The sequence below is a fragment of the Micromonospora parva genome, from assembly GCF_000718515.1.
Lineage (GTDB): Bacteria > Actinomycetota > Actinomycetes > Mycobacteriales > Micromonosporaceae > Micromonospora > Micromonospora parva.
The window spans coordinates 1-18,504 of record NZ_JNZS01000046.1 but is presented as its reverse complement, the minus strand read 5'-3'; the positions used below and the strand labels follow the sequence as shown (position 1 = coordinate 18,504).

General features: G+C 72.7%; 15 protein-coding genes and 1 pseudogene. 12 read left to right on the top strand and 4 right to left on the bottom strand.

All coding sequences use genetic code 11. From position 1 onward, the window contains the following. Positions 1-97: 97 nt before the first annotated feature. Positions 98-931, top strand: coding sequence for a helix-turn-helix transcriptional regulator (locus IF22_RS0132100; RefSeq protein WP_036412825.1), 834 nt, complete (start codon positions 98-100; stop codon positions 929-931). A gap of 9 nt (positions 932-940) precedes the next feature. Here the strand turns inward: IF22_RS0132100 and IF22_RS0132095 are convergent, their stop codons facing one another. Further along, the gene (locus IF22_RS0132095; protein ID WP_030338164.1) at positions 941-1,744 is read right to left on the bottom strand and encodes a helix-turn-helix transcriptional regulator; all 804 of its coding nucleotides are present in this window, start codon (positions 1,742-1,744) and stop codon (positions 941-943) included. A 50-nt stretch (positions 1,745-1,794) separates the two neighbouring features. Between IF22_RS0132095 and IF22_RS0132090 the strand changes: the two genes are divergently transcribed. Continuing rightward, entirely contained in the window at positions 1,795-2,217 is a 423-nt protein-coding gene (locus IF22_RS0132090) for a DUF2000 domain-containing protein (RefSeq protein ID WP_030338162.1), read from the top strand. A gap of 95 nt (positions 2,218-2,312) precedes the next feature. Continuing rightward, positions 2,313-3,926: a ricin-type beta-trefoil lectin domain protein gene (locus IF22_RS0132085; protein ID WP_245233803.1), complete on the top strand. Its 1,614-nt coding sequence runs from the start codon at positions 2,313-2,315 to the stop codon at positions 3,924-3,926. A 50-nt stretch (positions 3,927-3,976) separates the two neighbouring features. Here the strand turns inward: IF22_RS0132085 and IF22_RS0132080 are convergent, their stop codons facing one another. After that, positions 3,977-6,508, bottom strand: a complete 2,532-nt coding sequence (locus tag IF22_RS0132080; protein ID WP_030338158.1) for an ABC transporter permease — start codon at positions 6,506-6,508, stop codon at positions 3,977-3,979. Then, a complete protein-coding gene (locus IF22_RS0132075; protein ID WP_030338156.1) occupies positions 6,505-7,263 on the bottom strand; it encodes an ABC transporter ATP-binding protein in 759 nt (252 codons plus the stop codon). Before IF22_RS0132075 ends, IF22_RS0132080 begins: the two co-directional genes overlap by 4 nt. Before the next feature lie 146 nt (positions 7,264-7,409). On the opposite strand from IF22_RS0132075, the gene IF22_RS0132070 reads away from it, so the two are divergent. The 9 genes from IF22_RS0132070 to IF22_RS0132030 all read left to right on the top strand — a co-directional run bounded on the left by IF22_RS0132070 (position 7,410) and on the right by IF22_RS0132030 (position 17,620). Beyond that, positions 7,410-8,612 carry a sensor histidine kinase gene (locus IF22_RS0132070; protein WP_030338154.1) on the top strand — a complete coding sequence of 401 codons (1,203 nt, stop codon included), beginning with the start codon at positions 7,410-7,412 and terminating at the stop codon, positions 8,610-8,612. Beyond that, positions 8,609-9,247: a response regulator gene (locus tag IF22_RS0132065; RefSeq protein WP_030338152.1), complete on the top strand. Its 639-nt coding sequence runs from the start codon at positions 8,609-8,611 to the stop codon at positions 9,245-9,247. The genes IF22_RS0132070 and IF22_RS0132065 overlap by 4 nt, the downstream gene beginning before the upstream one ends. A gap of 88 nt (positions 9,248-9,335) precedes the next feature. After that, complete coding sequence (locus IF22_RS0132060) at positions 9,336-10,358, top strand: fibronectin type III domain-containing protein (RefSeq protein ID WP_167337360.1); 1,023 nt, start codon at positions 9,336-9,338, stop codon at positions 10,356-10,358. Positions 10,359-10,411: 53 nt separating this feature from the next. After that, complete coding sequence (sthA, locus tag IF22_RS0132055) at positions 10,412-11,815, top strand: Si-specific NAD(P)(+) transhydrogenase (RefSeq protein WP_030338148.1); 1,404 nt, start codon at positions 10,412-10,414, stop codon at positions 11,813-11,815. A gap of 80 nt (positions 11,816-11,895) precedes the next feature. Further along, positions 11,896-14,643 (top strand): AAA family ATPase, encoded by a 2,748-nt coding sequence (locus IF22_RS0132050; protein ID WP_030338147.1) that lies wholly within the window; start codon positions 11,896-11,898, stop codon positions 14,641-14,643. A gap of 46 nt (positions 14,644-14,689) precedes the next feature. Beyond that, positions 14,690-14,974 (top strand): hypothetical protein, encoded by a 285-nt coding sequence (locus IF22_RS0132045; RefSeq protein WP_030338145.1) that lies wholly within the window; start codon positions 14,690-14,692, stop codon positions 14,972-14,974. After that, positions 14,971-15,504 carry a P-loop NTPase family protein gene (locus IF22_RS0132040; protein WP_156058048.1) on the top strand — a complete coding sequence of 178 codons (534 nt, stop codon included), beginning with the start codon at positions 14,971-14,973 and terminating at the stop codon, positions 15,502-15,504. Before IF22_RS0132045 ends, IF22_RS0132040 begins: the two co-directional genes overlap by 4 nt. Before the next feature lie 47 nt (positions 15,505-15,551). After that, positions 15,552-16,133 carry a DUF3558 family protein gene (locus IF22_RS0132035; RefSeq protein ID WP_156058044.1) on the top strand — a complete coding sequence of 194 codons (582 nt, stop codon included), beginning with the start codon at positions 15,552-15,554 and terminating at the stop codon, positions 16,131-16,133. Continuing rightward, positions 16,130-17,620, top strand: a complete 1,491-nt coding sequence (locus tag IF22_RS0132030; RefSeq protein WP_051708920.1) for a hypothetical protein — start codon at positions 16,130-16,132, stop codon at positions 17,618-17,620. The genes IF22_RS0132035 and IF22_RS0132030 overlap by 4 nt, the downstream gene beginning before the upstream one ends. 158 nt (positions 17,621-17,778) lie before the next feature. Here IF22_RS0132030 and IF22_RS34810 read toward each other — a convergent pair. Continuing rightward, a pseudogene (locus IF22_RS34810) lies at positions 17,779-18,504 on the bottom strand (endo-1,4-beta-xylanase); the annotation flags it as partial.

The following is an 18,504-nucleotide window of genomic DNA, read 5'->3' as shown; positions in this document are numbered from 1 at the left end:
GTGGGGTGGGGCGGGGCGGAGGGAACACGGGGTTGGGGGTGTGCTGTTGCGCTCGATGTGCCGGGTCGTTTCCCGGCACCTGCCGATCGGAGTCATCGTGGACCGCGCCCAACTCGCGAGCTTCCTGCGCACCCGCCGCGAGGCCCTCCAGCCCGAGGACGTCGGGCTGCCCCGGGGCCCACGCCGACGCACCGGAGGGCTCCGGCGCGAGGAGGTCGCCGCGTTGAGCGGGATGTCCACCGACTACTACAGCCGGTTGGAGCAGCAGCGTGGGCCGCACCCCTCGGAGCAGATGCTCGCCGCGCTCGCTCGTGGCCTGCGACTCTCCCTCGCCGAACGGGACCACCTGTTCCAGCTCGCCGGGCACGCGGTTCCGCGTCGGGCGCTGCGCGCCGATCACGTGAACCCGGGCATGATGCGGATCCTCGACCGGATGCACGACACCCCGGCCCAGGTGGTGAACCACCTGGGCGAGACCCTGGCGCAGACCGCGCCGGCCGTCGCGCTGCTCGGTGACGAGACCCGGTACACCGGCCTGGCGCGCAGCGCCCACCACCGCTGGTTCACCGACCCGGCGGCACGGCAGCTGCACCCGGCGCAGGACCACCAGACGCAGAGCCGCCTGCTCGTGGCGCACCTGCACGCCGCGTACACCCGTGACGGGCGCGGGTCACGGGCCGCCGCGCTCGTCGACGACCTGCTGGCCCGGAGCGCCGAGTTCGCGCGGCTGTGGCGCGAACACCCGGTGCCGGCCGGCTACTGCCCGCCCAAGCACTTCGCGCACCCGGAGGTCGGGGCGTTGGAGCTGCACTGCCAGACACTCGTCGACCCGGACCAGTCGCAGACGCTGTTGGTCTTCACCGCCGTGCCCGGGTCGCCCAGCGACGAGAAGCTGCGCTTGCTCTCCGTCATCGGCGGCCAGCTCGTCTGACCCGTCCGATCAGCCCCGGGCGGGGTAGCGGGCCGGGCTGACGCCCAGGTAGCGCCGGAAGTGGCGGGCCAGGTGCGCCTGGTCGTAGAACCCGGCCGCGACGGCCGTCTCGACGGGCCGCTGCCCGGCGAGGAGCAGGCGCCGGGCCAGCTCGATCCGACGACCGGTCAGGTACGAGTGCGGTGGCACGCCGTACACCTGGGTGAAGGTCCGGACCAGGTGGGTCGGGTGGGCGTGCAGCAGCTGCGCGGCCTCCCCCAGCGTGACGCCGTCGACGGTCCGGGCGTCCAGCAGCTCGCGTAGTCGGACCGCGAGGCCGCGTCCGGCCGGCTGGCCATCGACCGGAGGGCGCTGGCGCAGCTGGCGGCGTAGCCGGTCCAGGATGAACGCGAGGCGACTCTCGGCCTCGAACTCGTCGCCGGGCGCGGCCAGCGCTTGGTGCAGGTGGTGGATCCGGTCGCGCAGCTGCGGATCGGCCAGGTCCGGCTCGTCCACAGCCCGGCCGATCAGCTCGGCGTCGAGCGCGGAGGCGTCCAGGTACAGGACCCGCTTGCGGAAGCCGTCCGGGGTGGCGGAGCTGCCGTCGTGCGGGACGTGCGGTGGCAGCAGGGTGACCGACGTGCGCAGCGCGCCGTGCCGGTGCCGGTCCAGGTCGAAGCGGACCGCGCCGTCGTCGACGATCAACAGGGTCCACACCTCGTGGATGTGCCGGGGGTAGGCGTGGTCCACGAAATGGGCGTGGAAGACCTCGGCGACCCCGGCTACCGCGGGTCGCCATGCGCTGACGTGCGAGCCAGCCGGGCTGGTGGCCACGCTAAGAACGTACAAGACCGGGCGACGTCGGGGCGGGCAGGCTCGACGCCATGACCGAACCGATCCGTTTTCCCACCAAGATCGCCGTACTGCTCCGTGACGACCTGGCGAGCTGGCAACGACTGAACGTCACCGCCTTCCTGGTCAGCGGCATCGCGAGCACCCTGCCCGAGTTGCTCGGCGAGGAGTACCGGGACGCCGACGACACCCGCTACCTGCCGATGTTCGGCCAGCCGGTGCTGGTCTTCGCCGGGGATCGGGCGACGGTGGTCGGCGCGCACTCACGCGCCCTCGCCCCGGGCCTACGGTTGGCGATCTTCACGGCCGAACTGTTCGCCACCGGCAACGACCGGGACAACCGGGCCGCCGTCCGTGCGGTCGGACGGGAGAAGCTCGACCTGGTGGGCCTGGCGCTGCACGCGCCCCGCAACGTGGTGGACAAGGTGCTCAAGGGCGCGTCGATGCACCCGTAACGGCATCCGTGGCGACGAAGACATTGATATCGGTGTGTATGGCTGTAATGATTAACACACTTTACAGTTATTTCGCCGCCCCGGAAGGACCCGACATGGCGCGACGACTGGCCGGGCTCGTGCCCCGCCACCCCCGCATCAGACTGACCTCCGCGCTCGCCGCGGCCCTGCTCGCCGTACCGGCCGCGATGGTCGTCGGCGCGGCACCCGCCACGGCGGCCGCGACCGGCGCCATCACCGGGTACGGCGGCAAGTGCGTCGACGTGGCCGCCGCGAACCCGGCCAACAACACCCAGGTCCAGCTCTTCACCTGCAACGGCTCCACCGCGCAACAGTGGACGGTGGCCGACGACGGCACCATCCGGGCGCTGGGCAAGTGCCTGGACATCGCCGCCGCCAGCACGGCAAACGGTGCCCGGGTGCAGATCTACGACTGCAACGGCACCGGGGCGCAGCAGTGGTCGGCCAACGCCGGCCAACTGGTCAACCCGGTCTCCGGCAAGTGCCTCGACGCCACCGGTCCCAGCTCGGCCGACGGCACCCCGCTGCAGATCTGGAGCTGCACCGGCACCGCCAACCAGACCTGGACACTGCCCAGCGGCGGCGGCACGACACCACCGCCCTCTGCCGGTTTCACCCACCCCGGCGTGCTGGTCAGCCGAGGCCAGCTCGACTTCGTCCGGGGTCGGGTCCAGGCCGGCGCGCAGCCGTGGGCGGCGGCCTACAACCAGATGATGAGCAGCCGGTACGCCTCCCTGTCGCGTACCCCGGCGCCCCGTTCGGTGGTCGAGTGCGGTTCCTACTCCAACCCGAACAACGGCTGCACCGACGAGCGTGAGGACGCGATCGCCGCGTACACCGACGCGCTGGCCTGGTATGTCACCGGGGACGCCCGGTACGCGCAGAAGTCCATCCAGATCATGGACGCGTGGTCGGCCACGATCACCGCCCACACCGGCAGCAACGCCCCGCTGCAGACCGGCTGGGCCGCCTCGGTCTGGCCCCGGGCCGCCGAGATCATCAAGTACACGTACCAGAGTTGGCCCAACGCCAGCCGTTTCGCCACCATGCTGCGCACCGTCTACCTGCCGATGGTGCGCAACGGCTCGAACAGCAACGGCAACTGGGAACTGACCATGATGGAGGCCGCCGTCGGCATCGCGGTGTTCCTGGACGACCGCAGCGCCTACGACGCGGCGGTCACCCGCTTCCTCAACCGCACCCGGGCCTTCGTGTACCTGCCCAGCGACGGCGCGTTGCCGTACACCACGCCCGGCAGCGGTCTGGACACCAGCGCGGAGATCATCGGCTACTGGCAGGGCCAGTCCACCTTCGTCGCCGGCCTGGCCCAGGAGACCTGCCGCGACTTCGTCCACACCGGGTACGGGATCTCCGCCATCTCACACGTCGCGGAGACCTCCCGGATCCAGGGCCGCGACCTGTACCCGCAGGTCGGCGAGCGGCTGCGTCAGGCGCTCGGCTTCCACTCGCGCTACCAGCTCGGCGAGGCGCCGCCCTCCTGGCTCTGCGGCGGCAGCCTCACCCGGGGCCTCGGCCCGATCACCGAGGTCGGCTTCAACGCGATGAGCAACCGGTTGGGCAACGTCATGACCAACACCCAGACCCTCACGCTGCAACAACGTCCGGCCGGAACCAACAATCTCTTCGTCGCCTGGGAGACGTTGACCCACGCCAACAACCCCAACTGACCGGGCCGCCGGGGGCGGCGCCGACAACCGACGCCACCCCACGGCGGTGCTCAGCCGTCAGTCCCCAGCGCCACCACCGGGCTGACCCGCGACGCCCGACGGGCCGGCAGCACCCCGGCCAGCGCGGTCAGCCCGACCAGCACCACGAACAGCCCGGCCAGCGGCAGCAGCGGCGCGGTCAGCGGTGCCGCGATCCCGAGGGCCTGCACCGCCAACCAGGCGTACGGGACGCCCAGCACCAGGCCGATGCTCGCGCCGATCAACCCGTACAGGCCGGACTCGACAGTCAACATGGTGCGCAGACCCGTCCGGGACAGCCCGATCGCCCGGAGCAGCCCGGATTCGCGTACCCGCTCGACCACCGACAGCGCGGTCGTGGAGCCCACCCCGACGACCGCGATCAGCACCGTCAGGCTGACCAGACCGACCGCGATCCAGACCAGGGTGCGCACCAACGCGTCGTTGCGGTCCCGTTCGTCGGCGAGCACCGTGAGGCCCACCCCGTCGCTGCCCGCGATCGCCTGCCGCAGCGCCCGCACGCCGGCGGTGCGACCGTCCTCGCCGGCACCGGCCGCGTCCGCCAACAGACCGGTGTACGCCGACGGCACGCCGAGCCGGTCCAGGTCGGCCGGGTCGGCGAGGATGCCCGCGTGCAGCGGCCCGTCACCGGGCAGCACCGCGACCACCCGGACGTCGACCCGGCGGGTGGCGACGGCGAGCGTCGCGGTGTCGCCGGCCCGCAGGCCCGCGTCCCGCGCGACCCAGCTGTTGAGCACGATCCGGCCGGGGCCGCGATCGTCCAGGCTGCCCTGGGCCACGTCCAGGTCACCGGTGCTCGGCAACACCGCCACGTCCAGGTCGCTCATCGGGTAGCCGGACTCGACGGCGCCGAGCCTGTCGGCACCGCGCAGCAGCGTGGCGTCGTCAACCTTCCGGTACGGCACCACCCGGGCCAGCGCGCCGTGCGCCGCCTCGGCCCGACTCACCACAGCCGGCGGCAGCGTCGCACCGTTGCCGGTGACCTCGAAGTCGGTGGGGGCCGCGAGCGCCATCTCGCGGTCGGCGAGGACCTGCAACGACGTGCCGCCGATGACCACCCCGGAGATCAGCGTCGTGCCCAGCGCGACCACGACGGAGACCGCGGCCGCCCGGCGCGGCGCCCCGCCGATGCCACCGACCGACATCCGTCCGAGCGGCCCGAGCTGGCGCAGCGGCCAACCGACCACTGCCAGCACCGGGCGTACCAGCAGCGGACCGAGAGCGACCAGCGCGAAGAACGCCAGCGCGCCGGACCCGACCAGCAGAAGCAGCGGCATCGCGGGGTCGTAGCTCGACTGGTCCGGCTTCGGCAACTGACTGATCGTCGCGACCGCCGCCAGTACCGCACCGATGGCCAGGATCAGCCCGCCGACCAGACGCAGGACCCCGATGCCGCGCCGGCCGGCGGTGGTGCTCGCCGTCCGCAGTGCCTCCAGCGGGGAGACCCGGGCGGCCGAGAGCGCCGGTGCCAGCACGGCCAGCACGGTGAGCACGACAGCACCGATCACCACCAGGACCGCCGTCGCCAGTGGCAGGCCCGGCGCGGAGACCGCGCGGCCGGTGGCGCGCAGCACCGCCGGCAGCGCGTACCCGAGGGCGAGGGCACTGACGACCCCGACGACGCCGGCGACCAGCCCGGTCAGGGCTCCCTCGGCGGTCAGGGCCCGCACCAGGGTGCCCCGACTCGCGCCGACCGCCCGCAGCAGCGCGAGCTGCCGCATCCGCTGGGCGAAGACGATGCGGAAGGTCGAGGTGACCACCAGCGCCGCGGCGACGACGGCGATGGAGACGAACATGCCGACCAGGATGAAGAGTCGCCCGACCTCCTCGGCCGCCGCGTTGGCCTCGGCCTCGCGCACCTCGGCGCCGGAGCGGATCGGCTGGCCGGCGACCGCCGCGCTCACCCGTTGGCGGACGACCTCCGTCGAGGCGTCGGCGGAAACTCGCAGGTCGACGCGCTCCACGCCGGTGAGGCGCGCCCAGGCGATCACCGCGCTGTCCGGGGCGTACGCGTCGTAGCCGGCGTCGGCGGCGGTCTCCACCACGCCGGTCACGGTGAGTGCGGCGGGGGCGGTGAGCTCACCGCCGGTACCGCTGGTGGTGGTGCCGACCGAGAGCCCGAGCCGCTCGGCGGTGCGCGGCGTGACCGCGATCTCGCCGGGCTGGTCCGGGTAGCTGCCCTCGATCAGCCGGACCGTGCTCAGCGGGCCGGTGCCCGGATCGGCCTGGAGGTTGAGGTAACCCTCGCCGACGGAGATCCCGGCCGACGCCCGGGCCACCGCCTCGGCCACCCCGGGCACGGCCCGGATCTGCCGCACGTCCGCCACGGTGGGTGGCGGCTCGCCGGGGCTGCCGATCACGAGGTCGGTGACGGCCGGGGTGCCGCTGAGGTTGTCCCGCACGGTCCGCTCGGTGATCTGCTGCACCAGCACGGTGCCGAAGACGACGAACGACGCGACCAGGATCGCCAGGCCGGTCAGGATCAGCCGGCCGGGCCGCCGGGCCGCGGCGGCCGTCTGGGTACGCAACACCGTCGCCCTCATGCCCGGGCCGCCAGCTCACGCAGGGCGTCGGTGACCGACACCTGGTCCGGCTTGTCGATCTCGCCGGCCAGCCGCCCGTCGGCGAGCAGCACCACCCGGTCGGCGTACGCGGCGGCGATCGGGTCGTGGGTGACCATGACGACGGTCTGGCCGAGGTCGCGTACCGAGTCGCGCAGGATGGTGAGCACCTCCGCGCCGGAGCGGGAGTCGAGGTTGCCGGTCGGCTCGTCGGCGAAGACGACCTCGGGCCGGGCCACCAGCGCCCGGGCCAGCGCGACCCGCTGCTGCTGGCCACCGGACAGCTCGCTGGGCCGGTGGTTCAGGCGGTCGCCGAGGCCCAGCACCCGCACCAGGTGCGCGAGGAGGTCGGCGTCGGGCCGCCGACCGGCGAGGTCCAGCGGCAGGGTGATGTTCTGCGCGGCGGTGAGCTGCGGCAGCAGGTTGAAGGACTGGAAGACGAAGCCGATCCGCTCCCGGCGTACCCGGGTCAGGGTCCGGTCCGACCGGCCGGTCAGCTCCGTACCGCCGAGCAGGACGCGTCCGGAGGTGGCCGTGTCGAGTCCGGCGAGGCAGTGCATCAGCGTCGACTTGCCGGACCCGGACGAGCCCATGATCGCGGTGAACTCGGCCCGGCCGAAGCCGACCGAGACCCCGTCCAGGGCACGGACGGCGGTCTCGCCGCTGCCGTACACCTTCACCAGGTCGACCGCGGCGACCGCGGCGTGGCTGGTCTGCGGCGGGGCGTGGGTTGTCATCGTTCCTCCAGTGGCTGCGTGGTGACCGGGGAAGCGTCGCCGCCGCGGTGGGGTTGGCGCATCGGCCCGGGGCCGGGTATAGCCGTCACCGGGTCTGCCTTTTGGCCGATCCGGCAGCTCCGCCCGGCTGGCTACGCTGGGTCACCATGAGCGCTCCGGATCTTCGCCGTCTGTGGGTACGCCTGGCCCAGGCGGCCGGGCTGGTGGCCTTTGGCCTCCTCGCTCTGTTCGACTTCACGGCCAGCACGGCGGACGACCGCGGGATGTCGGCTCTTCTGCTCCTGCTGGTGCCGGTGGGGTTGGCGGTGGCGACGGTGCCGCTCTGGCTGCCGGTGCACCAACCGGGTTCGCGCCGGCTGCCGGTGGCCGCGCTGGCCCTCGCCGCCGCCTCACTGGCGGTGACCGCGGGGGTGGTGCTCCTCTCCGCAGGCGGCGGCATCCTGATCGCCCGCACCTGGGGGCTCGCCGAGTCGGCCGGGCTGATCGGCGTGGTCTTCGTGGTGAGCCGCTGGGGTGCGCCCCGGCTCGCCCCGTGGGCGGCGGTGGCCGCCGGGCTCGCCGTGGCCGCGATGCCGCTGCGCGTCGGCACCGACAACCTGCTGGTGATCTTCGGACTGCTCCAGGCGCTCGCGGCGGCCGGCGCCGCCGGGGTGGGGCTCTACCTGCGGGTGATCGCCGCCGGCCGGGCGCGGGCGATCGCGCTGGTCCGGGCGGAGCAGCGCGCGGAGTTCGCCCGTGACCTGCACGACTTCATCGCCCACCACGTGACCGGGATCGTGGTGCAGGCGCAGGGCGCCCGGTTCGTCGCCGAACAGGACCCGCAGCGGGTGATCGTCGCCCTGGAGCAGATCGAGCGGGCCGGCGCGGAGACGATGGCCTCGATGCGGCGGATGGTCGGGATCCTGCGCAACCCGGACGCCCCACCGGACGCGCCGCTGGCCCCGCTGGCCGGGGTGACCGAGTTGGAGCCGCTGCTGACCGGGTTCAACGGCGCGGCGAACGCGCCGGCCAGGCTGCACGTGGACGGCGACCTGACGGGACTGCCGGTGGAGGTCTCGACGTCGGCGTACCGGGTGGTGATGGAAGGGCTGACCAACACCCGTCAGCACGCGCCGGACGCCCGATCCGTGGATGTGGTCGTGCGGCGTACCCCGGACTGGTTGCTGGTCCGGGTCGCCGACGACGGTGCCTCGCCGCGCACCGCGCCGGCCCGGGGGCACGGTTTCGGTCTGATCGGCCTCACCGAGCGGGTCCGTGCGCTCGGCGGCACGATCACCGCCGGGCCCGGCGTCGTCGGTGGTTGGGTGCTCGACGCCGCGTTCCCGCTGCCCGCGGCGGTGGCCCGGTGATCCGGGTGTTGATCGCCGATGACCAGGCGATGGTCCGGACCGGCTTCGGCATGATCATCGGCGCCCAGTCGGACATGGAGGTGGTCGGCGAGGCCGCCGACGGGGTGCAGGCCGTCGAACTGGCCCGACGACTGCGCCCGGACGTGGTGCTGCTGGACATCCGGATGCCCCGCCTCGACGGTCTCGAGGCGCTGCGGCTGCTCGCCGGAGCGGGTGTCACCGACCCGGTCCGGGTGGTCGTGGTGACGACCTTCGACCTCGACGAGTACGTGCACACCGCGCTCGCCAACGGCGCCTGCGGCTTCCTGCTCAAGGACTCGGGCCCGGCCCTGCTGGTCGAGGCGGTCCGCGCGGCGGTGTCCGGCGACGCGCTGATCAGCCCCTCGATCACGGTACGACTGTTGGAGCACCTCAGCTCACCGGCCCCGGCGCGCGACGACGGCGGGCTGTCGCCACGGGAACTCGACGTCGTGAAGCTCGTCGCCCGCGGCCTGACCAACGCCGAGATCGCCACCCAGCTCTTCATCGCCGTGGGCACTGTCAAGACCCATCTGGCGAGCGTGCAGATGAAGCTCAAGGCCCGCAACCGGGTCGAGATCGCCGCCTGGGCCTGGGAACGCCGCCTCGTCGGCTGACGGGGCAACGGTGCGACCAGCAGTGGCCTAACATCGTCGGCAGTCGATGACTGGTCCGCTGCGGTCACCCGGAAGCGAGGCAAGCATCATGCGCGATCATCAGGTGCGCGGCGTCCGATCCAGGGCCGCCGCGCTGGCCGCCTGCGTGCTCACGACGACAGTGCTGGCGGCGGGCGCGACCCCGGCGTACGCCGCCGCGGACACCGAACGACCCACCGCCCCCGGCCCGATCACCGTCGTCGCCGTCGACACCACCTGGATCGAGCTGACCTGGGCGCCCGCGACCGACAACGTCGGCGTGGTCAGCTACCCGGTCGGCGTCCGGTTCGAGGATTCCGGCGCCCAGTACTCGACCGACACCACCAGCATCCGGATCACCGGCCTGCGGCCGTCGCGCACGTACGTCTTCTCCGTCGCGGCGGTGGACGCGGCCGGCAACCGGTCGCTGTCCGACCCGACAGTGCGGGTGACCATGCCACCGGGAGACGACCAACCGCCCGGCGCACCCGGCCAACCGGTCGCCTACGACGTCGCCGCCACGCTGGTCTGGCTGCGCTGGGCGCACTCGGTCGAGAACGTCGCCCTCGACCGGTACGAGGTGTTCCGGGTCGACGCCGGCGGCGTCCTCACCCGGGTCAGCGAGGTGTACCAGTACCCGCCCGGGCGCAACAGCACCCAGATCAGCGGGCTGACGCCGAGCACAACGTACACCTTCGTGGTGCAGGCCCGCGACGAGGCCGGCCACCTGTCACCGATGTCCGCACCGGTCACCGTGACCACGCTGCCGCCACCGCCGAGCTGCACGGTCCGCTCGAGGGTGGGGCAGTGGCCCGACGGTCTGGTGGCACGCCTTCTGGTCACCAACACCGGCGCGACGGCGATCGACGGTTGGACGATGCGGTGGCGGTTCTACGCCGCCCAGCAGCTGCGCAGCCTGTGGGGCGCGGAGGTCGTCGACCGCGACAGCAGCTACCTGCGGGTGCGCAACGTCCGCCACAACGCGCTGATCCCACCCGGCGGCACGGTGTCGCTGGGGTTCGTCGCCACCGGATCACAGCCACCGGAGGAGGTCACGCTCAACGGCGGCATGTGCACGGTGGCGGCTGAGTAACACTCGGGTACGAAGTCTGGCGCGCGTCAGGACATCTTGCGACGCTAACGCCTGTGTATGACTACGACCTGTTGGTGCTGGGTTCCGGACCCAGCGGTCAGAAGGCCGCGATCGCCGCCGCCAAGCTCGGCCGGCGGGTCGGCATCGTGGACCGCCGCGACATGATCGGTGGGGTGTGCATCAACACCGGCACCGTCCCCTCCAAGACCCTGCGCGAGGCCGTGCTCTACCTGACCGGCCTGAGCCAGCGGGACCTGTACGGCAGCAGCTACCGGGTCAAGGAGGAGATCACGGTCAGCGACCTGGCCGCCCGGACCCAGCACGTCATCACCCGGCAGACCGACGTCATCCGCAACCAGCTGGCCCGCAACCGGGTCGCGATGATCACCGGCACCGGACGGTTCGCCGACGCGCACTCGATCTGGGTCGACGGTGGCTCCGGCCGCGAGTCCAAGGTGACCTTCGACAAGATCGTCATCGCCGCTGGCACCCGCCCGGCCCGCCCGGACAGCGTCGACTTCGACGACCGGACCATCGTGGACTCCGACGGCGTCATCAATCTCCAGGCCGTACCCCGCAGCATGGTCGTGGTCGGCGCGGGCGTGATCGGCATGGAGTACGCCTCGATGTTCGCCGCGCTCGGCACGAAGGTGACGGTGGTGGAGCGCCGCGACCGGATGCTGGAGTTCTGCGACGACGAGATCGTCGAGTCACTCAAGTACCACCTGCGCGACCTGTCCGTGGCGTTCCGCTTCGGCGAGGAGGTGGCCGCCGTGGAGAAACACCAGACGGCCGCGCTGTGCGTCCTCAAGAGCGGCAAGAAGATCGTCGCCGACACGGTGATGTACTCGGCCGGCCGGCAGGGCCAGACCGACGACCTGGCGCTGGAGGCGGCCGGGCTGGCGGCCGACCGACGCGGCCGGATCGCCGTCGACGGCAACTACCGCACCTCGGTGGAGCACATCTACGCGGTCGGCGACGTGATCGGCTTCCCCGCGCTCGCGTCCACCTCGATGGAGCAGGGCCGGCTGGCCGCGCAACACGCCTGCGGCGAGCCGATCCGGGAGATGCACGGCCTGCAACCGATCGGCATCTACACGATCCCGGAGATCAGCTTCGTCGGGCAGACCGAGGCGCAGCTCACCGAGAGTTCCACCCCGTTCGAGGTGGGCGTCGCCCGCTACCGCGAGTTGGCCCGGGGTCAGATCGTGGGCGACTCGTACGGCATGTTGAAGCTGCTCGTCTCCCCCGACGACGGCCGACTGCTCGGGGTGCACGTGTTCGGCACCGCCGCCACCGAGATCGTCCACATCGGTCAGGCCGTGATGGGCTGCGGCGGCACCATCGACTACCTGATCGACGCGGTGTTCAACTACCCGACGCTGGCCGAGGCGTACAAGGTGGCCGCCCTGGACGCGTCCAACAAGATCCGCAACATCACCCGCATCGACGGCTGACTCCTCGGGGCGGCCGGGCCATCCCCGATCACCCGTTGGCGGGATGCCCCGGCGACCGTCGCCGATGCCAGAATTTCCCCATGCGACGCGCCATCGTCGGGCGGGACGAGGTGTTCGACCGGGCCTGGCAGCAGCTGGGCCGATCCGGGCCGGTACTGGTGGAGGGGCCGGCCGGCATCGGCAAATCCGAACTCTGGCGGGCACTGGTCGCGCACGCCACCCAGGCGGGGTGGCTGGTCCTCAGCTGCGCGCCCACCGAGGCCGAGGCGGAGCTTCCCTACGCCGCCCTGGCCGACCTGTTGCGTCCGCTCGCCGACCAGGTCGCCGCGCTGCCCGGCCCGCAGCGGGCCGCGGCTGAGGTCGTGCTCCTCTCCGGCACCGTCCGGGAGGCCGTCGACACCCGGGTGGTCGGGGCGGCGACCCGGTCCCTGCTGGAAGCCGCCACGACCGACCCCCACTTGAGGACGCTGGTGGCAGTGGACGACGCGCCGTGGCTGGACCGGCCGAGCGAGCGCGCGTTGCGGTACGCGCTACGCCGGGTGGCGGGCCTGAGCGTGCTGGTGAGTCGCCGACGCGGCCAAGGCGACAGCGAGGACGTGCCGCTCGGGCTCGACGACGGCCGCCACGGCAACCGGCTCGACCGGGTGGAGCTGCCGCCACTCGACGTCGGCGCGCTGCACCACGTCGTGCGCGACCAGCTCGGCGTCACGCTCACCCGACCGATGCTGGTCCGGGTGGCCCGGGAGGCCGGGGGCAATCCGCTGCTGACCATCGAGGTGGTCCGCGCCATGCAGCGGCTGCCACGCCACCCCTCGCCCGGCGACGATCTGCCGGTGGCCGCGTCCATGCACCACCTGCTCGCCGACGTCGTCGCCGGGCTGCCCCCGCCCAGCCGCGACGCGCTCCGACTGGCCGCCCTGCTGACCGTGCCCACGCTCGTCGACCTGTCCGCGGCCGGGGTGCCCGCCGCCGCGCTGGACGCCCCCGAGGAGGCCGGGCTGATCGTGGTGACACCGACGGGCGTGCGGTTCACCCACCCGGTGCATGCCGCCGCCGTGCGGGCCGGCATCCCGCCCGGAGTCCGCCGCCGCCTGCACCGCAAACTGGCCGATCTGGTGGCCGACCCGGACGAGCGGGCCCGGCACCTGGCGCTGTGCACGACAGCACCCGACCCGGTGGTCGCGGAGACCCTCGCCGCCGCGGCCGAACGCTGGCACAGCCGGGGGGCGCCCGACCTCGCCGCCGATCTGCACGAGCGCGCCAGCCAGCTCACCCCGGTCGAGGACCGGGCACTGCTGGGCCGGCGGCGGCTGGCGGCGGCGCGCTGCCGGCTGGACAGCGGTGACCTCCCGGCGGCCCGGCAGGCGGCCGAGGCGGTCGCCGCCGATTTCACCGGCGACCTACGGGCCGAGTCGTTGCTGCTGCGCGCCGTCGTCGCCTGGTCCAGCGGCGAGGCCGGCCAGGCGGCGGTGGAGATCGGCACCCGGGCCCTGACGGCGGCCCGACCGGGCTCCGCAGTGGCCGGCCGCGTCCACGCCCACCTGGCCGTCTTCGACGACCACACGGAGGCCGCGCGGGCGCACGCCGAGGCCGCCGCCGCGCTGTTGGACGGTCGCGACGGCGAGCACGACCTGCTCGCGGCCGCCCTGCTCCTGCTCTTCTTCCAGGAGGTACGCCTCGGCCGGGCGCCGCGTACCGACCTGCTGGAGCGGGCACTGTGCCTGGAGGGCGACGAGCCCGCGTGGCTGGCGAGCACGGTGCCCGCGATCTGGTGGAAGTCGATCGACGACGCGCAGCGGGCCCGCGATCGGCTGCACCGGATGCTCGCTCGGGCGGAGGCCCGCGGCGACGAGCCCCTACAGCACGAGTTGCTCTCGCACCTGGGTGAGGCCGAGTTGCTGGCCGGCCGGTGGGACACTGCCGAGCGGCACATCGCCGCCGCCCGGGACCTCGGCGACCAGCTCGGCAGCGGCCTGGTCGCGGAGACCTGGCTGGCCGCCCTGCTCGACGCCCACCGGGGTCGGCTGGCCGAGGCGACCCGGGTGGCCGAGTCCGGCCTGCGGCTCGCCGAGGAGCTGGACGACGACTGGTGCCGACGCATCCACCAGCAGTTGGCCGGGTTCGTGGCCCTGTCGGCCGGCCGGATGGCGGAGGCCGCCGCCGCCTACACGACCCTGGCCGCGACGATCGATGCCAGGGGTCTGGTGGAGCCCTTGGCGATGCGCTTCGAGCCGGACTGGATCGAGGCGTGCGTCGGGGCCGGCGACCTCGACCGGGCCGCCGCCGCGCTGCAACGTCTGAATGACCGGCATCGCCGCCTGCCCCGGCCCTGGACGATCCTGGGCACCGCGCGGGCCCGCGTGCTGTTGGACAGCGCCACCGGCCGGGACCCGGGGCCGGCGCTCGACGCGTTGACGGCGGCGCGGGACGCCGTACCGCCGGATGTGCTGCCGCTGGATCGCGCACGCTGCCTGTTCGTGGCGGGGATGGCGCACCGGCGTTCCCGCCGCAAGTTGCCGGCCCGGCAGGCGCTGGAGGCGGCGGTGGCGGAGTTCACAGCGATCGGCGCTGCCGCGTTCGCCGAGCGCGCCCGGGCCGAGCTGGCTCGCGTCGGCGGCCGGGCACCGACACCCCGGCATCTCACCCCCACCGAGGATCGGGTGGCGCGGCTGGCGGCGCGCGGCCGGACCAACCGGGCCATCGCCGACGAACTGTTCGTCAGCCCGAAGACCGTCGAGGCCAACCTCGCCCGGGTCTACCGCAAGCTCGGCATCTCCACCCGTGCGGAGCTGGGCGCGGCGATGACCAGGGCAGAAGCGCAAACATAGGGAAACGCCCGATTCCTCGCCGCCGGCCACGTCCTAGCGTCGGGTCATGGCCAACCACCTGTTCGTCCTGGAGCAGTACTACTGCTCCGCCGACGCGGGCGCGGTGGCACCGCTGATCGCCACGGTGGGCTGCCGGCTGGTCGCCACCATCCGGTTGCCCACCGACGATGTCGTCATCGCGCTGGTCGAAGGCCCCGACGCGGAGGCGGTGGCCGCTGCCGCCGCCGTCAGCGCGTGGCGGGTGGACCGGCTGATCCCGGCCTGGTGGATCCATCCGCCGCAGGCCAACCCCACCATTTCGGACGTTCCACGACAGGTGAAGGAAGCATGACTGTGCGCCGACTGATCGCACCCCTGTGGTGCTCGCTGCTGCTGATCCCGCTCGTCGCCTGCGGCCCCGACGACACCGGGGGCAGCGACCCCGTCGTCGGCGTCGGGGTCGACGCCGACGCGGACACCGACGCCGGCGGTGACCTGCCCGATGTGCCCCGACCCGCGTGCCCGTTCAGCGCTGCCCAGGTCTCCGACCTCGTCGGTCAGTCGATGCAGGACCAGGGCAACTGCCTGTTCGGCGACGGCAAAGGCGTCGCCTCGCTGACCATCACCACCGCATCGCCGCTCGCCGGCGAAAGCACCTACGCCTACCAGCGTGATCAGGCCACCCAGGTCTACCGGGAGGTGCGGGACGTCGACAAGGGCCGCAAGGCGTACCTGGCCGTCAAGGACATCGCGGGTGAGGCCGTCGTGGTCAGCGACAAGGGCAGCTACACCGTGATCCTGAGCAGATTCGAGCGGCTGGGCGCTACCTCGGGCGGATACGAGTCGACGTTGCGCTCGGTGCTCGACGCCCTCCCGCTGTGAGCCCGAGGCCGGAACCGGCCGAGTCCGAGACACGGAGAGGAGCCACGATGACCCACCTCGCACCGGTGTGGCAACGCGCCGGAGGAGCCGTGGCCGCAGCGGTCCTGGCGCTCGCCGGGCTCGGCGGCTGCGCCCTGTTCGGCGGCACGGGCGGCGACGGGGACGACCCCGCCGCCGGCGTCCAGCCGACAGTGGCGGCCACCTCCGACGGCGAACCGTCGGTGCCGCCGGAGCAGGTGGCCCCGGCGACCACGGCCGTCGACGCCTGCACGCTGTTGACCAGGCAGGAGGCCGAGAAGCTGGCCGGCACCCGGCTGGCGGAGCCAGCGGAGCCGCCCGCGCCGGATCGGAGCAGCTGCACCTACACCGGACCGTCGACCGGCCCGACCGCGCAGGTCGAGGTGTATGTCGGTGACGGCGCGAAGAAGTTCCTGGACATCGATCGCGAACTCGGGCACAAGCTGACCCCGATCAGTGGAGTGGGCGACGAGTCGTACGCCGAGGACGGCACGGTCTTCGTCAGCAAGGACGGGCTGTGGGCCTGCGTCCGGTTGGTTCGCACCGAGGACCCGGCCGTCTATCGCAAGGCCCTGGAATCCGCGGCCGCCACGGTCGCCGGTCGACTGTGACCGTGCGGGGCGGCGACGTGGTGCCCGCCGGGCCGGGGCGTCGTCGTCCGGTGATCGCGTTGCTCACCGCGACAGTGCTCCTGCTCACCGCCTGCGGGCGGGGTGACACCGCACCGAGGCCGCCCGAGCCGCCGACCGCCGACCCGGCGGTGGAGCATCGGTACGGGGCCGCGCCGACGTCCGACCCCGGGGTGACCTACCAACCCGACGTGGTGTTCGTCGGTGGCGGCGGCGCGTCGGTGCGCGGGCTCTCCGCGGACGCGCTCACCTGGCGCATCGATCCCGGCGCCAGCGGCGCGAACACGCTCGCCCGGGGAAAGGTCATGTTCCTCACCGGGCGGGCGGTCGGGCGGGTGCTCGACCTCCGCCGTGACACCGGCGACCTGGCGGTGACCCTGGGGCCGGTGGACATCACCGACGTGATCCGCGACGGCACCTTCGCCAGTGACGGCCCGGTCGCGTTGGAGAACCCGACCCGGCACGACGCGGGCACGCCCTTCTGGGCGGAGTACGACGCCGACGGTGAGGGTGCCGGGGGCGTGGCCTCGACCGCCCCGGTCGCCCGGCAACGGCCTGACTCGACCTCGGGTGGGCGGCTCGGGGTGGCCCGCGCGGTGCGACCGGGAACCTTCGCCGCTCAGCGGCGGGTGGCCGGGTTCGCCGTCACCCCGATCTGTTGTGCCGGCGGTGTGGGCGCGCGGTTCAGTTACGACGGCGGTGGGATCCGCGTGGCGGGCACCGCGACGTTGCTGATGAAGCGGCCCACCGCCCGGTTCCACCTGGAGATTCGCGGCGCCACGGTCCGCCGGGCGGAGTTGCGGATCGGCGGGATGGCCGGGCTGCGGATCGAGATCGCCGGGGCCACCGACAGCCACCAGAACATCAACAAGCGCATCCCCATCCCCCTGGACTTCAGCGTGCCGGTGGGCGAGATCCTCGGCGTACCGTTCTCGGTCACCGCCAACCAGCTCATCGGCGTGCAGACGGCCTTCAGCGCCAAGGACGGCAACATCAAGGCGGCCGGCGAGTGGTCGCTGGGCGGCTCCATGGGGTTCGGTTACGCCAACGGCGCGTTCGGCGCTACCGAGCCCTGGCGCCTCAGCGTCCGCAACAGCATCACGGACTCGATCAGCGGCCCGTCGGTCGGCGTGAACGGGATCATCGTGCACTACCAGGCCGCGTTCCGGGCTGGTCTGGGTGCGCTCGGCTTCACCGCCGGGTTGTACGCGACAGTCACCGCCTCGGTGGGGCTGACCGTCGGCTCCGCGCTGGGGGCACCGCTCGTGCTGTGCCGCAGCACCCAGCTCGGCCTGTACCTGGACTACGGCGTCGGTTACACGATTCCCGCTGGCCTGACGAGGGCGATCAACGCGTTCCTCGATCTGGTGAACGCCGGACCGATCGCGGCGAAGGCGGGCATCGGCAGAGTCGACAACGTCTTCACCAAACTGGACATCCAACCGCCCAAGAAGATCTGCACCTCCTAACGTCCCCAATCGGGCTCACCCCCACCTCGACTCGGTGATCAAGAGATTTCGGTCAGCGTCCACGGCGTGTCGTGACGCAAACCTCTTGATCACCCGCTCGGGGGGTGGGGTGGTCCGGCCGGTGCGGAGGTCCTGCCTCCGCACCGGCCGGTGAGGGTTTAGCGGGCTGAGCAGGTGGGGCTGAGAGTGCCGGCGGTGCCGTTGGCCTGGAAGCCGTACTCGGTGGACTGTCCGGCGCCGATCTGGCCGTTGTACGACACGTTCGTCCAGGTTGTCGTGCCGCTGTTACCGCTGCGGTCGGCGCTCCACGCGTTGGTGACCGTCGCGCCCGACGGCAGCGCGATCGTCACCGTCCAGCCGTTGAGGGCCGACGATCCGGCCGTCACCCGAACGTTCGCCACGAAGCCACCCGTCCACTGGTTCACCGTCACCGTGGCCGTGCAGCCACCCGTCCCCGGCGGCGGAGGACCGCGTCGTACGCCGGCTTCTTCGAGCCGTTGCTGTTGAACAGCAACGGGGTCTGGGAGGCCCGCCACGAGTCACTGTCCCGGATGCCCCACACGGTGATGCCGTTGCAGCGCGAAACGGCGAGGCAGTCCTCCACCACGCTGCGGTAGGTGTTGGCCGACGCGCCCTGGATGTCCAGCTCGGTGATCTGGACGTCCACACCGAGAGCCGCAAAGCTCGACAGCGTGGTGCGGTAGTTGCTCACATAGGGCGAGTCGTTGTTGAAGTGCGACTGGAACCCGACGCAGTCGATCGGCACACCACGCGACTTGAAGTCACGCACCATGTTGTACACGGCCTGCGTCTTCGCGTGCGTCCAGTTGTCGGTGTTGTAGTCGTTGTAGCACAACTTCGCGTTCGGATCCGCCGCGTCCGCC

What these genes read in the sequence shown, in the direction of transcription:
- IF22_RS0132050 (WP_030338147.1), top strand. Translation starts at nt 11,896, where the DNA reads ATGCGACGCGCCATCGTCGGGCGGGACGAGGTGTTCGACCGGGCCTGG.
- IF22_RS0132070 (WP_030338154.1), top strand. Translation starts at nt 7,410, where the DNA reads ATGAGCGCTCCGGATCTTCGCCGTCTGTGGGTACGCCTGGCCCAGGCG.
- IF22_RS0132045 (WP_030338145.1), top strand. Translation starts at nt 14,690, where the DNA reads ATGGCCAACCACCTGTTCGTCCTGGAGCAGTACTACTGCTCCGCCGAC.
- IF22_RS0132035 (WP_156058044.1), top strand. Translation starts at nt 15,552, where the DNA reads ATGACCCACCTCGCACCGGTGTGGCAACGCGCCGGAGGAGCCGTGGCC.
- IF22_RS0132080 (WP_030338158.1), bottom strand. Translation starts at nt 6,508, where the DNA reads ATGAGGGCGACGGTGTTGCGTACCCAGACGGCCGCCGCGGCCCGGCGG.
- IF22_RS0132040 (WP_156058048.1), top strand. Translation starts at nt 14,971, where the DNA reads ATGACTGTGCGCCGACTGATCGCACCCCTGTGGTGCTCGCTGCTGCTG.
- IF22_RS0132090 (WP_030338162.1), top strand. Translation starts at nt 1,795, where the DNA reads ATGACCGAACCGATCCGTTTTCCCACCAAGATCGCCGTACTGCTCCGT.
- IF22_RS0132060 (WP_167337360.1), top strand. Translation starts at nt 9,336, where the DNA reads ATGCGCGATCATCAGGTGCGCGGCGTCCGATCCAGGGCCGCCGCGCTG.
- IF22_RS0132075 (WP_030338156.1), bottom strand. Translation starts at nt 7,263, where the DNA reads ATGACAACCCACGCCCCGCCGCAGACCAGCCACGCCGCGGTCGCCGCG.
- IF22_RS0132085 (WP_245233803.1), top strand. Translation starts at nt 2,313, where the DNA reads ATGGCGCGACGACTGGCCGGGCTCGTGCCCCGCCACCCCCGCATCAGA.